A 14697-nucleotide genomic window follows, 5' to 3' on the forward strand; every position below is an offset into this window, starting at 1 on the left:
TATCTAATTCTCGTAATATTTTAGTTTTCTTTTATTAAATGCCGGCATTGTACCCTCTAAGACTTTTACAATGCTTTCATTGATAGTAGGATTTTCTATAGCTCCTGATTTAAAACTAAAGGTGTTATTATTTTCTTTGTCTAATTCAACATAAATAACCTGTTCCGCATCAGCTACTACTGCTAGGTTTGGATTATGGGTAACTAAAATTATTTGTCGCCTGCATTTAGCTTTTTTAATGAATGGAACTAAAATATTAGCCACACTATTATTATCTAAATTGTCCTCTGGTTGGTCAATAATTAGAGGTATATCATTATTGTCTAATAGTAAGTAGAAAATTAAAAGTAATGCTCCTTTTTCTCCAGGAGACAATAGTTCTAACCTTTTTTCTCCCTGTCTTAACTCATAGTTGTAATCTAAAAAATCTAAAGAAAATAGATAATCATAGAATTCGGTTACTTCTGTAACCTGATTCTCTATAAAAGCTTGTTGTGTAGGCTTTTGCCTTAAATCTTCAAATAGAGCCTTAACAATATCCTTTAGGAATTCTTTTAATGAATTAAATTCATTAAAATCTCTATTTTCTAAAATTTTTTGTATTTGAATGTCCGCATTCTCTTTACCATAAAAAGTTCCAACTTTATTAAGTGAAATGTAATTCAAGAACTTACTAACAAAGTTGGCTTTTACGCCAAAAGAGGCTTCAATATTAATCCTGTACTGATCTAATAAATCACCATTCTCTGAAATAATATCGTCAATTTTCGTTTTCACCTCGATATATACATCCAAGACAACTTTCATTTTATCAAAAATCAACTTTGAGATTTCTAATCTTTGAGTTCTTAGAACGTCTATATCACTTTTTAGAGTTTCATCAACATACTTTAGTTCCTTTTCGAAATATTTTAAAGTATTTGGTGTATTTTCATTTCCTATTATATTATCTTTTTTCCCTTGCCAGTTCTTTGTATCAATCAAATACTGCTGGTACTTCTTTTCCTCTTCACCAAGACCTTTTTGGATTGTATTAAGGGCCTCTTTTTTTTGTTTCAATAGATTATTAAATGAAATAAAATTAGGTGTTGTCGGTGCTTCTTCACCCAATTTTATCTTTACCTCTTTTAAAGTTGATTCTTTGTTAGAAATAACTAGGTCAAGAGTGGAGTAATTAAATCGATATTTAACAACTTCATCTATCTCTATATTATACTTTGATAAAGGTTCTTTATTAGTTTCTTTAAAAAAGTCTAAGTCTTCTTCTTTTCCTTTTATTAATTGCTTAATTCTTTTTAAATCATTAATTTCAGTTAACAATAATTGCTTTTTTTGAGTTTCGTTAGATATATCTTGTTCTAACTTCTCAATACTATTTTTAATTTCAGCTATTTTGTTATTTACCTCCTCATTTTTCTTAGCAATTTCTAGGTCTTCATTGGGATTGGGAACAGCAATAGGTTCTACCAAAGCAGTCAATTCCTCCTTTTTCTTTGCTATTTGGGCAATTATGTTATTTTTATACGAAGTGTTAAGCTTTTTCTCCTTTTCGAAAATTGTAGAATTAATTGGTTGCAATCTATCTTTCAGATTGTTTATCTCGTGGTTTATTAGTTCCTTTTTGCTATTAATTAATTCTTCAAAAGAAGTATAACCAACTTTGTCATCTTCACTTAGATGAGTAAATACAACATTTTCGATTTCTTTTCGAAATTCTTCAATTGAGCTTATTTCATTGGTTAACCTCTCAAAATAACCTTGTGGTAAATATTTAACGAGTTCTAATTCTCCATTAACCGATGAATCTCCTAGATTTTTATGATTTGAACTTTCACTTTCCCAGGTTATGGTTGCTTCAAAATTTTTAGCGTGTTTTCCATCTCTAAATTTATTCTTATGTAAGAATGAAAAATCATCTTGATTTTTATAATTCCCACAAAGAGCAATAATATCTGCCAATGCACTTTTTCCACTGCCTTTATTACCTATGATAGCGACCAATTCTGGATTAAGGGGGATTTCCAAATCTTGAAACCAATTACCATATTGTCCAGTATAGCTGGATATTTGATTAATCTTTACCTTTTTTAAATATTTGGTTCTGTTTAATTTTACTCTATCTAATATTTCTGGTTCTTTACCAGTTCTTACTCTATCAATTGGTTCAATATAAAGGTGCTTTAAACCTTTAATTGAGGGGTCGCCTTTTATGTAACTAAACTTGCTGCCGATTTTTTCAAGAGACTCTGAGTCAGATGTATTAATAACTGCTATACATTTATCTCCCCAACTAGAGTGATTGCCACTGCATATTCTTTTTAAGTCCTGATTTTTTGAGATTAATGAAATATCTACAATCCCAAAGTTATCATTAGAGTAAATTTCTTTTTTGTTACTATCCTGTAGTTCCTTCCAGAGTCCATCTGAATTTTCAATATGGGGAAAAACAGGTATAAAATCCCAATCTTTCGACTTAGAAATTATATCCTTAGCGCCTAAAGAACTTGAATTTACCGGTTGTCCATTATTAAATCTTGTTGACGGAATATTAATAGCATCAAGAAACCTATCAATATATTCTTTCCAAGACAACTCACGTTTAATAGTTCTTCCATCTTCCTGAAACTCAAACTTCCTATTATTATTGGTTTCAGGATTGAAAACAATAATAATATGGCATCTATCATTTCCTCCTATTTCAATTCCTGGGAAAATAAATTTATCTGTATAAATTGAGTCTTGGTTCTCTGCTTTTCTCAATTTTAGATGAGATAAAATTTCTTCTATTCCCTCACCTGTATTATGATTGGCTAAAGAGATTACATCTGTATCATTATAGTGTATAAAATGTTCAACAAATAATTTTGCATAATCATCATTACTTAAATCTTTATGATTTCCATTTATTTGTTGTTCGTTTAAACTTGTTAAGTCACAAAGATTTGACAACTTTTCCCCAGAAAATTGCACTCCCGTATACCTTGTGTAATCTTTAGTACCTACTTGTAAGTCCCATTTACGCCATATTGAACCTTTATTTGTCATATTTTAAATTTCTACTGATTCAGGTTTGATAATCTCTTCTACCGTACTCATTTTACTCAACAATATTAATTGTAGTTTCGCGAGGAGTTGAGATTTACGCATTATTTTTTCTTTGCGATTCATTATTTTAATAAACGGATGCTTTAAAATAGTTTCTTCACTTGGGACAACCATTTTCAGGTTTTCGATAATATCTTTACTTAAATTTGGTTGCGCTCCACCAATCGCTACACTTACAATCTCATCTCTATTTACTCTGAGATAATAATAAATAAATGTGGATTTATATTCATTGTCACAGATAATGGCACAACAAGCTTGATTGGTTGTAGCAGGTATTTTTAAATATCCAACTTGACCTTTAGTATTACCTTGTCCATACATTGCCACCAATACAGTATTTATTGGTAAAAGAGTTACGGAACAGTCCCCTAAAGCTAAATCTGAAATATATTCCTCTACTTCAATTAACACACTGTTATTAAGTTCCCCCGTTTTAATCCAAGGATGATCATTTGATGACCAGTATTCTTCCCTACCACGATTAGGAGTACTTCCACTCTTCATTTTTAATGCAAAGTCACCAATTGTTTTAACTTCCCACCCCTCCGGAATTTCATTATCCAGTTCCACATTATAACCCATTTTCCCACCGGAAGATTTATAAGGTTCACCTTCTTCATTAGGAAACTCAAAATCAACAAACCAATGCCTATAAAGCGCCTGCGCAGTTTCTTCCAGTTTTTTGTTGAGTTGCTGATTTAGGGCGATGCGATTTTTTATTACATTATATTCCCTTACAATTTCCCGCTGTTGTTCGATGGATGGAACGGGAAGTTCAAAAGCTAAAAAATCCTCCCATTCCAGGCTTCCTCTTACACCCCCAACAGCGTGAAAAGTCGCTTGCCTGTCAAATTCTGAGCGTGTAAACCACATCATCAAATATTGAGGTAATAAAACTTCAGTATCTATAATTTCAAATACTGGATAAGCTTGGGAAATAATAGCTTCTTCAATATCTTCAAGTAATGCCACTGGCATTTTACCATCTCTCCTCACCTGCATAATACTACAAGCAAATTGATTCTTACGAATGATCTTATAGTTGCGCATATTTGTTCCAACCGTATTTGCCACGGAAGGAATAAATTCTTTCGATATGCTTAACCCTAGAAGCGTAGAAATTTCTAACTCCTTGTTACGTTCATCAACCAGCTGTATGTAATTTCCAATAGGCCTATAGTTTGATCGCATAGCCCAGCTCATTAAAAACGTCTAACAATTCCTTTTTAGATTGCTCTTCCTGTTGTAGTAAATCGGACAGTTCGCTTTGTAAACCCGCCATTTTGGAGTCAAAATCAACATTCTCATCCCGGTTTACAAATTCAATATATTTACTGGGCACCAGGGAGAAGTCTTTCTTTTCAATATCAACTTTGGTGGCACTGTAACAATATTCCGGAATATCTTTATAATCTGTATTTTCCTGTTGCCAATCGTGGTAGGTTTTAGCAATATCCTGAATATGTTTTGGGCTAAACTGAATGAATTTTTTCTCAAATGGTTCACCAATCTGCCGTAAATCCAGAAACAAAACCTCCTCCTCCCTATCCCGGTAATGGCGTTCCTCATCACCAATAGAACGTGAATGTGCTGTTTTATTCCTATTTAGGATCCAAACGGTTACACTTATGTTAGTGGTATAAAACATATTTTGTGGTAAAATCACTATAGCTTCCACAAGATTGTTCTCCACCAATTTTCTCCGGATTTTATATTCTTCGCCACCCCCGGAAAGGGCACCATTTGCTAAGATAAATCCGGCAACACCTTCGTTTGATAGTTTGGAAACCATATTCAGGATCCAACCATAATTTGCATTGCTTTTGGGAGGTACTTCATAACCCTGCCATCGCGGATCATCAATTAATTCCTGCGGCCCCCGCCAATCTTTTTGATTAAAGGGCGGGTTAGCCATAATATAATCTGCTTTTAAATCCTTATGCTGGTCATTGCTAAAGGTATCGGCTGCTTTTTCACCCAGGTTAGCAGATATTCCCCGAATGGCAAGATTCATTTTTGCCAGCTTATAAGTGGTATTAGTATATTCCTGGCCGTAAATGGAAATCTCCTGTTTGCTCCCGTGGTGGCTTTCGATAAACTTAATAGATTGCACAAACATTCCACCCGAACCACAAGCCGGATCATAAATAATCCCTTTATAAGGTTCGATCATTTCAGCAATGAGGTTTACAATACTTTTTGGAGTATAAAACTCCCCCTTTCCTTTCCCTTCCGCCAAAGCGAATTTCGATAAAAAATATTCATATACACGCCCCACAATATCCTGTGATTTGTCCTTTTGGGTGTCTATTTTATTGATGGTATCTAAAAGCGAAGACAATTTACTTTTGTCCAGACCTAACCGTGAAAAATAATTATCTGGCAATGCACCTTTTAGAGAGGGATTATTTTTTTCGATTTGATTTAAGGCGGTATCAATCTTTAGGGCAATATCGTCTTGTTTTGCATTTTTGATCAGGTAGTTCCACCGGGATGTTTCTGCTAAAAAAAAGACGTTCTTCATATTGTAGAAGTCTTTCATTTCAAGGTATTTTTCCTTCCCTTCGGAAATAAGCTCCTCACGGCGCACCTCAAATTTATCACTGGCAAATTTTAAGAAAATAAGCCCTAGAACCACGTGTTTATATTCTGAAGGTTCAATGGAGCCACGCAATTTATTGGCAGCATCCCACAGGCTTTCTTCAATAGATTTTTCCTTTTTTAATTTTTCTTTAGCCATTTATGTTTTTAAATCTTTATGTTCCAATAAAAGTTCTTTTGCTTCCACTTCGAGTATTTTTGCAATCCGATATAAATCCTCCACACTGGGTTGGCGTCTGTTCTGGGCATAGGAATTAACCATATTATAGCTCTTCCCCAATTTTTCCGCCAACCATTTTTGATTGTGATTTTTTTCCTGCAAAACGGCTTTAATCCGGTTCATCTTATCAGAAGTTTACGAAAGTCCTAATTTATAAAATTTTCTTAAATATCTCATTGAATGAGTATATCGAATATCGTCAAATAACCTCCACGACTTTTGAATGGTAAGAAAATGGAGCAGATTATTTTTGGAAAATTTAATAAACCGGGCCACACCGAGTCCCGGATCTCATTTCCAAAAGAGGTTTGTCGAATTTGAAAGCAAATTATTGGGTACAGATATCACACACAGCACCTTTTGCAAAAGTAATTCTTGATTCCCCAGAGATTCAGGTATTATAAGATATACGCTTGAGGAATTTGATATTTTTTTTTACAGAAGATACAGCGCACACTTAAAAAAGAGATGTCTGAATTTCAATATCGGGGGTGAAGGTCCCTATAATCATAAACGGATTTTTTGACCGATAATGAAAAGCTTTTGTAGTGCCTAAATAAAGATGCAGATCCTTCTGAAGAGCAAAATAATTAAAATATTTTTCTTTTACTTTCTCGACAGCTATTGCTTCATTGCCTTCTGCGGCTGCAAGTGTATTTCTATAAAGTTGGCCTATCTCCCAATCCTCTATCATCATAGTACTGGAAACACCGTTTACATCTTCAATTACATAGGAAAATTTATAAGGAAGTTTCTCAACGATTTCAAAGGGTAATTCTTCCATATCAAAGAGATTACCTTGGTCATTAAGTGCTTTTAGCTGGTCAACTTTTTTCTTGTCCCAAACAGAGGAAACCTTTTCAACTTTAAAGTCAGAAACTTTTGCTGGTTTAAAAACGGCTAGTGATGTACATACCTTCCTATCGTGAGCTTCAGCTATTAACTTTTTAATATCAGTGTACACCTTTTTAAGGGCAAATTGTTTTCTTTTGAACCAATTACCTTTTGTATCAATCGTTTCCAAAAGGGCAATAGGTGTATCAATGGTTGCAGGACGAAAACTTTCAGGTCTAAAATCTTTATCATTTTTTACTATATCCAATTCTACCCATTGATATTTCTTGTATTTTTCTTCCTTTTTTAATTTCCTAAAGGGTACAGGGTACAATCTAATCCATGTTCCATCTTCAAGAAATCCGGCGGTACAAACAAGTTCACCATATGTGGCAGAAAGGGAAGGGTAAGTTTTGACAGTAATAAGTATTTTGGTTAACCCCATTAATTAGATATGCATTAGTTCGTACTTAAAATCCGGAGAAAGTTTTATTTTTTCTGCTAAGTGACTTCTATGGCATTGACAAATATCTGCTTCAAAACAGGTAAGTGCAATACGTTTATATTTTTCCAAAAGTGATAAAATCTGCTCCTGATTCTCAACCGTGTCAGTTAGAACCGTCGCCTTATACTCTTCGAACAACATATCATAATCAGATTGATTTTTTAATTCTCGCCTTTTACTCGAATCAATTCCAACTTCAGGAATATGAATATAGCCTATACCTAATCTATGACAGAAACCGCTTAATAATTTTTTACTAAAACCATATTTTTGGCTTAAGGGGTTACGTCTAACATCAACTAAAAGATGAACATTATTCTTTATTAATCTGTTCAAGTATTCTTCAAGCGATATACCCTGATAACCAATTGTAAATAAAACTGTACTTTCCTCAATAGCACGCGCTGACAAAACTTTTTCAAAAAATTTCTCAGGAAGAATTTTTTCGGCTATTACACTCTTAGTGGCATAGTAAGGAAAATTGAGGTAAGTATGTTTTGTAATCACCTCTGTATTCATTTTACCGTAAAGTTCAAAAGTTTCATTGACAAGTTCTTGGTCGCTTGCTTTCAACTCCTTATAGTAATTCTTTTTGATATTAAGAGTATAACTTTTTTCGGCTGTAACCAACCAGTTATGCTTAACCATTGCAACAAGATCTGCTTTTAAAGAATAAGAATAACAACCAAATCTATAAGGCACAAATTCGTAGTCGGGTTCTTTTTGCATTTGAGTCAACAAAAACATAAGTTTCTGAAGGCGTGTACTTTCCAATCCTTCTTTGAACTTCTCCAACAACGCAAAAACTATTTTTCTTCTATAAAACATCTTGTAAAATTACCGAATATAAAAACCTTGTAATAATTTTTTCGCACTTATCCACAATACAATCATCAAATCACTGTCTTCTCATTAAGCTAGATAATTTTGGGTTATTTTTTTAATCAAAAATAGATCTTGCTTCACCATAGATCCTGTCAAAGTTAGCTTCTAAATCAGCTTTGGCAAACATCTTTGTCTCTTGTGGAAGCTCCCTTTCAATTTCTGATAACTTAAACTGTACCTTTTTATCCTCCCCATCCGCATAGGTAATAAATTCCCCCTGCCTTAATCGGAAAAAGGCATCAGCCCGTATTTTTGGGATTTCCCGTTCCCCGGTGGTAATGCGAGTATCAAAATCAAGACTGTAACCACGGTTGATACTGGTTGTTTCCTTTTTGACGATCTCAAAAAAGCGTTCATAATATTTAGCGGTGTCCGGGTCATTGACCTTCCCAAAGAACTGATATGAAAGGTTACTTAAAATAGCTTTACTGGCCTTATCACCATACATCATATCATTCTGAATCTTGTCCTGCATTACATAAACAGTTGCTATATCATAACTTCTTAATGTCGCCGGAATGCGGTGCATATTTAACAACCGAATGGTTGGTGCTTCTTCCATTAAAAGAAAGGAAGAATTTGAGTTACGCACACTCATTTGCTTTATAATCGTGTGGATTATAGTGGCAATCACAGGTGAATAAGAGGTCTCAAATTTAGGATTGTTCACTACTGAAATCACAGCAGGATTTTCCGGATTATTAATATTTAATGGCACTTCATCTGCAGAAAGGGCCATAAAAATATTTTGTGTGCTTATGCGTTTCAGAGCATTGGCCAGGGTACTTTTCACTCCTGCGGTCTGTCTTTCGGAATCTTTGCCGCTAATGAAAGCATCTGCCATGGCTCTGGAGGTGGTATTGGTCTCTAAAAACTTTATGAGACTATCCGTGTCCAAATATTGATAGATGGCGATTAGATGGGGTAAGGTGCAGAATTTAGGATAGGATGTTTTCAGTTTCCAAATCAATCCGCCTATCAAACCTTCAGCTGCATCGTTAAAAAATTTCGAGGTTCCCGTGGTTCCCGATTCCCGCTGTTCCAGAAGATTTTCAATAAGTACCCGGGAAATTTCATTTACACTTTCTTCGTTTTCGAGATACCGGGGTGCAATGGGGTTTACCCTATGAATAATTTTGTCAAAGGAGATTATACGAAAAGGAATATCCGAATTTTTAAATAACGGGTACGCCATTTCGGTAAGTTCAAAATCCTTATAATCGTGAATAACCCCACAGAAATCATGTTCCTGGAAATGTTTTAAAAATCCGTAAACGACGCTTTCGGTTTTTCCACTTCCGGCAGACCCAATAATGGATGCACCACGTTTGATGTTTTCAATTTTAAAACTTTTCTTGTCTGTTTTAAAAGTTACCCGATATTTTTCAGAGGTATTTTGCTTTAAATCCGGTTTATGCAGAAAAACGTAAAATACCGTATTGACCAACAATAAAGGACAACCTAAATAAAGTAGTGCTTTTATCGTATTATGCGGATAATACAAATAGGCTATCAGTCCCAAAAGCAGCACAGTATTTATGAAAAAGGCATATTTGGAAATCCGATATAGTCCATAAAATACTGAAGCTGTCAAAACGATAATTAAGAGTATATGTAGGGGATTGGTTAGTTGCATCATTGTTTTTCCTTTAGATACCTATTGAACTTGATTTAATAGCCACTTCCACACCACGGCGCAGGCGGTTGAATACTTTCATTGCCAGTTGTGCCTGTGTAACCGGAATACTTGGTAGCATTGGAACACCACTTTCCTTCATAATTTTAAAAGCAATCGCCCTTTCATTGGTGGGCAATTTCATCAGCGATGCAAAATATATTTTAGGATTTTTGATGAAATCCTTTCGGGCCTTATAGGTCTCGGCAAAGTTTCTTTGATAGACAAAAGTCCTGTCAAAGGTCTTTTCTGCCCGGTCAAAAAATTGATCACGGTCAAAGCCCCGTTTTACATTCTTACCATGCATCTGGACTTCCGAGGCCTTATGCTTGCTCCCAGGAGAAAGACTGAAAGTATTGGATGCATCCTTTCTGCTTACGATGATATGGATATGGCTTTGATTTCCTGCCTTTGGCATCCCCTGGACAATTCGCTTCCCGTCCTGTTGGTGCGGAGCTTCCTTTTCCAATCGGTCAATTTTATTCTGCAATAGTTTGATATTGCCTTCAGCTCGCCCCTCTTTAATGTTTCTGATTTCTGTTTTGAGCTGCAATATTTTGGTAGCAAAGGGTTGGTTTTCCCTAATCTGCCAGTCCGTTCCCTTAAAAGTTCGTTGGTGTTCTATTTTGGCGTAATATTTAATATCATCGATGCTAATCGGTCTTCCGTTGATTTCCCGATTGAAGGAAGCCACGTAGTCCTTCATCAGTTCTCGGGTGTATCTTTTTAGATCCTCGCTGTTGTTCTGTAACCGGTTCAGTTCGTATTTGGAAGGGCTGACCGTAATCGAATAGAATTTCGGTTCTGTCTTTTTGAGTTTGGCACCATTTCCATCAATTTCCTTTACAACTTCATCCGCTGATATTTCAACATCATATTGATTGAAAAAATGTTCCATACCTGCCTTGCCGGCAGGCAGGGCTCCCTGTTCCAGATCCTGGTTTTCCTTCTCCAGGTAGCCCACAAAATCCGCTGAACTTTGCGAGTAATTGTTCCCTAATTTTTGAGGTGTGATGGTAATGTACATAGCTCAAAAATTTACAGTTCATTCTTATTATTTTGCTTTTCCTGAAAACGTACCTCCTTCTTCTCTTCAATAATTTTCTTTTCCAAAATCAACGGTTTCTTTTTAGGTTCTTCGGTTTGAAAAAGGGATTCCAACATTGCGACGGTGGGTTTGGTCTGGCTCTTTTCCATATCCCTCATAATGGCAATCACCGCATTTATACGTTTCTTTAAAGAAGCTTCGATTGTCCTTCCCGTAGGCCCCAATTTTTCCTTTGGGGAAATTTCGTTGTAGAAGAAAAAATCGAGCATTGTTGCCATTGCCTCGGTGTGCGATTTGAAGTGTGTCCTTGAAAATTCCTGAAAACGTTTTGCCGTTTCCTTTTTGAACCTGATGCCGATAAATGAGTCCATAATTGGCCGATTTGTCGCAAATCCTCCCCTAAAAATGGGCGTTCACAGGGCATTTGTCGCAAATTGTGAAAGGTCGGGAATTTTTTATTTTTTCAAGTTGCTGAATATCAGCATTTTGAAAATGAAAAGGAGTGCTTAACATCGCATCGCGTGTTACCCTCTTGCTACTCCTTTTCGTTCGCCACAGGCGAACAAAAATTCCGTACAATTTGGTCAAAAGCCAATTGCCAGTTTCAGGGAAATAATTTCCTGTTATGTATTTTTTTGATGGGTACGGTTATCAGCGAAAGTCAAAAAATGGATAACCCTACGTAAAATTAAATGCTGGAATTCAGCATAATAAAGATAATGATTTTTATTGAACTGAAGACAATTGAACAGAAAAACACCTCCAAAAATTTGGAGGTGCTGGACTATAAAGTTTAGATAATCAGATGTTGAATATGAAAGTATAGGAATATAAATTTCGCAATGCTTCTTCCTCTACCATCGTCTCAAAGCAGGTATAATTTTCTCTTACGTACGTGCGGATATCATTCCCAAATTTTCGTTCCACATCCTTTTTGGAATTCTCCAAAAGTCGGTTTTGGGCTTCTTCGGTCAGGTCTGAAAAATTAAGATAAATCATAAGCTTTCCATTTAAAGGATTCCTTCATCTGCAAAACTGAAATAATTTCCATCAGGTATCAGGATCAAATGGTCCAATACCTTAATATCAAATAATTCCCCTGCCTTTTTAATTTTTTGGGTCAGCCGTTTATCGGGTTCACTCGGTGTCAAGGTTCCGCTCGGGTGATTGTGGACCAAAATAACTGCCGTTGTCAAGCTCTTTAACAGTACGGCAAATAAGATGCGGACATCCACTAAAGTTCCTGTTATTCCTCCGTTAGAGGTTTCATATATTCCTTTTACCTTATTGGCATTGTTGAGCAGCATTATTTTAAAAGTCTCGTGCAGTTCAATAGTATCTTTGTTCCATTGGCTGTAGGCTAAATCTGCAGCACTTTGGGAACAGGTTATCTTGGGAAGCAAATTTGCTTTTAAACTTCCACTATAACTTATCGCGATTTCATTAACTTTGGTTTCCATTATGATCTGATTTAAAAGGTGAATAATGAAAGAGGGCGAGACTTTCGACCGTACCGCCCTCTTTGTTTTTAATTTACTCAATTGAATTATTGCCGTTCTTTACGCCTAACAAAAGGATTTCGTTGGCTTCCACTTCGGTAACATAGCGCTTAATGCCATCGTTATCCTCGTAACTACGGGATTTCAATTTTCCGCTAACTCCAATTTCCTTACCCTTTCCTGCATACTTCTCAATGATTTCTGCAGTTTTTCCCCAGGCGACTACGGTATGCCATTCCGTATTTTGCACTTTTTCGCCCTTGTCGTTTTTGTAATACTCATTGGTGGCAAGTGAAAAACGGGCTACTTTTTTACCGTTTTCGAGGTTGGTAATGGTTGGTTCCTGACCAACGTTTCCAATTAGCTGTACGTGATTTTTGATAGTACTCATAATAAAAGAATTAAAGATTACTTAATAGACTACCTGAACCTTTCAGGCAGTTTCCGTTTATATTTTTTTGAAGCGATTTACTTATTGTATCCTGAGCGTTTTCCTTTTTTTGTTTTTTTGGCCCCGCTTCCTTTCTGATGTTCTTGTACGATTTCATAATGTTCATTTTAGATTTACTTCCCGTAGTGCCGTCGCTGTTACCTTTTTTTGTTGCTTATACATTTTCAATATTTGGAATTGATAAAGACTTATAAAAGGGAGGCACGACCGGTTATGCAGTCTGTTCAACTTCCAAATGTTGGTATTTTGCTTACAAAAAAAGGGAAGGGACAGTGACGGCGCGGAAGTGCGTCTAAAGTCTTTATGTGAAGTACAAAAACATTGGAAGCGGGGCCAAAAGCAAGGATGGAAATCCGATTAAGCGGACTCCATTCCCGATTTGGAATTGGAATGAAGTGCGCTTCCCAGCATAGCGGGAAGCGCTAACGAAATGGAAAGGAGAAATTGGGGATGGTGTCCAAGACTTTTATAGTGAAGCTCTTTCCCCGCAATGGAGCTTTTTCTGCGGAATGAAGTGGGAATGTGCTGAACGGGCTATGAAAAACCGAAATTCTATTCTTAGCAGGGTTTAAAGCGGACTTAATTTTAAAGATGGAGATTGGGAATGTAGCGTTCCTGCCTTTTCGGCAGGGGTAGCGAAATGGAAATCGGAAGCTTTGAAGTTGTGTCCAAGATTTTTTGAATGATCCCGTATTTCCCGTAATGGAGCTTTTTCTGCGGAATTTAGGGGAATGGGCTGAGTGGTTTATGAAAATGAATTATCCTCTTGTAGTAAGATTTATGTCAGATTTGACTCAGAAGAATTGAGAAATGAGAACGGAATACCATCCTAACGATTATATTTCAGAAGAAAACATGTAGGGCAATTGTTTGGTCCTCTAGCAAATCAATAGAATATAGCATCAAATGAATTCAGTTGATAGTAAAAGATATAAAGTTTTTAAAAAAGCCAAATTCTGTACTTATTCTGTACTATATGAAATAAAAAAAGGCTTCACATTTCTGTGAAGCCTTGTCTTTGCTAGTAGCGGGAACAGGACTCGAACCTGTGACCTTCGGGTTATGAGCCCGACGAGCTACCTACTGCTCTATCCCGCGATATAATCCAATATATTTAAAGAACTTTCGGGTTATAATCCCGATGAGCGAACTTTTTGTTAAGCCAGCCGAAGCACACTTTCCTATCCGCGATATTGGACTGCAAATATACAACTGATTTCTACTTTTGCAAAGAAAAAATAAAAAAATTACTGAGATATCCAGGCCAGCGCATTTAACCGGTCTTTATTTGGAAAATCAGCAATATCTGCAGGCATTAATGCATCTTTAATAATCATAGAATTCCTTAACCAACCAAGGTCTGTGACCACGGCAATCTTGTTAAACTTCCCGGTATTCCTAAAGTTAAACTTCATCTGGTTCAGAAAAGCCTTAAAAGAAACTTCATTACCCCGACGTATTTCGAAAAACAGGTTAATGTATTCATGAACACTTATTTTTTCTGATATCATAGCCTGAACTTTGTCAATAAGTTTTTCGTCCACATCAGACTCTATGAGTATACCCACAACATTATCTGCCAATTCAAAACTTGAGACCATAATACCTGCAATAATAATTTCATATAATTTACAAATATTATCTATTGAAGAAATGGAGAAAAAGGATTTTAGCGAAATTTTTACTGTTCTACATTCCGAACCTCAAATCCCTGCAATTCATTATTCTCGAAACTCACATGAAATTCAATGGGATTACAGCACACTTCACAGTCTTCTATATACGTCTGCCTCCTCATCGAAGGATCCAGCAAAACAGAAATTTCTTCCCAGCAGTAGGGACACTGAAAGTAATGTTCGTACATATTTCTC

14 protein-coding genes and 1 tRNA gene are annotated in these 14697 nt (G+C 35.8%); all 15 read right to left on the minus strand.

Annotation, left to right across the window (positions count from 1 at the left end; all coding sequences use genetic code 11):
• Nucleotides 1-3: 3 nt before the first annotated feature.
• Nucleotides 4-3045, minus strand: a complete 3042-nt coding sequence (locus RM541_RS08565) for a TrlF family AAA-like ATPase (RefSeq protein WP_189602833.1) — start codon at nucleotides 3043-3045, stop codon at nucleotides 4-6.
• Between the two features lie 3 nt (nucleotides 3046-3048).
• Nucleotides 3049-4311: a restriction endonuclease subunit S gene (locus tag RM541_RS08570; RefSeq protein WP_311499750.1), complete on the minus strand. Its 1263-nt coding sequence runs from the start codon at nucleotides 4309-4311 to the stop codon at nucleotides 3049-3051.
• Nucleotides 4283-5848 carry a type I restriction-modification system subunit M gene (locus tag RM541_RS08575; RefSeq protein ID WP_189602831.1) on the minus strand — a complete coding sequence of 522 codons (1566 nt, stop codon included), beginning with the start codon at nucleotides 5846-5848 and terminating at the stop codon, nucleotides 4283-4285. The genes RM541_RS08570 and RM541_RS08575 overlap by 29 nt, the downstream gene beginning before the upstream one ends.
• Nucleotides 5849-6052, minus strand: coding sequence for a helix-turn-helix domain-containing protein (locus tag RM541_RS08580; protein WP_189602830.1), 204 nt, complete (start codon nucleotides 6050-6052; stop codon nucleotides 5849-5851). It lies immediately after the preceding gene.
• A 334-nt stretch (nucleotides 6053-6386) separates the two neighbouring features.
• On the minus strand, nucleotides 6387-7208 hold the full coding sequence (locus RM541_RS08585; protein ID WP_311499751.1) for a DUF8758 domain-containing protein: 822 nt from the start codon (nucleotides 7206-7208) through the stop codon (nucleotides 6387-6389).
• 3 nt (nucleotides 7209-7211) lie between these two features.
• Nucleotides 7212-8096, minus strand: coding sequence for a DUF488 domain-containing protein (locus RM541_RS08590; protein ID WP_189602828.1), 885 nt, complete (start codon nucleotides 8094-8096; stop codon nucleotides 7212-7214).
• A gap of 112 nt (nucleotides 8097-8208) precedes the next feature.
• The gene (locus RM541_RS08595) at nucleotides 8209-9789 is read right to left on the minus strand and encodes a type IV secretory system conjugative DNA transfer family protein (RefSeq protein WP_189603395.1); all 1581 of its coding nucleotides are present in this window, start codon (nucleotides 9787-9789) and stop codon (nucleotides 8209-8211) included.
• A gap of 13 nt (nucleotides 9790-9802) precedes the next feature.
• Nucleotides 9803-10855, minus strand: coding sequence for a MobB family relaxase (mobB, locus tag RM541_RS08600; RefSeq protein WP_189602827.1), 1053 nt, complete (start codon nucleotides 10853-10855; stop codon nucleotides 9803-9805).
• A gap of 11 nt (nucleotides 10856-10866) precedes the next feature.
• Nucleotides 10867-11247: a BfmA/BtgA family mobilization protein gene (locus RM541_RS08605; RefSeq protein WP_189602826.1), complete on the minus strand. Its 381-nt coding sequence runs from the start codon at nucleotides 11245-11247 to the stop codon at nucleotides 10867-10869.
• Between the two features lie 430 nt (nucleotides 11248-11677).
• Nucleotides 11678-11875, minus strand: a complete 198-nt coding sequence (locus tag RM541_RS08610) for a hypothetical protein (protein ID WP_189602825.1) — start codon at nucleotides 11873-11875, stop codon at nucleotides 11678-11680.
• A gap of 11 nt (nucleotides 11876-11886) precedes the next feature.
• On the minus strand, nucleotides 11887-12336 hold the full coding sequence (locus tag RM541_RS08615) for a JAB domain-containing protein (protein ID WP_168025956.1): 450 nt from the start codon (nucleotides 12334-12336) through the stop codon (nucleotides 11887-11889).
• A gap of 73 nt (nucleotides 12337-12409) precedes the next feature.
• Nucleotides 12410-12766, minus strand: coding sequence for a single-stranded DNA-binding protein (locus RM541_RS08620; RefSeq protein WP_189602817.1), 357 nt, complete (start codon nucleotides 12764-12766; stop codon nucleotides 12410-12412).
• A gap of 1085 nt (nucleotides 12767-13851) precedes the next feature.
• A tRNA-Met gene (locus tag RM541_RS08625) sits at nucleotides 13852-13924 on the minus strand.
• Nucleotides 13925-14073: 149 nt separating this feature from the next.
• Nucleotides 14074-14427, minus strand: a complete 354-nt coding sequence (locus tag RM541_RS08630; protein ID WP_311499752.1) for a SpoIIAA family protein — start codon at nucleotides 14425-14427, stop codon at nucleotides 14074-14076.
• 80 nt (nucleotides 14428-14507) lie between these two features.
• Complete coding sequence (locus tag RM541_RS08635; protein WP_311499753.1) at nucleotides 14508-14690, minus strand: CPXCG motif-containing cysteine-rich protein; 183 nt, start codon at nucleotides 14688-14690, stop codon at nucleotides 14508-14510.
• Nucleotides 14691-14697: the final 7 nt, after the last annotated feature.

This window comes from Autumnicola psychrophila (assembly GCF_031846645.1).
GTDB classification, from domain to species: Bacteria; Bacteroidota; Bacteroidia; order Flavobacteriales; family Flavobacteriaceae; genus Autumnicola; species Autumnicola psychrophila.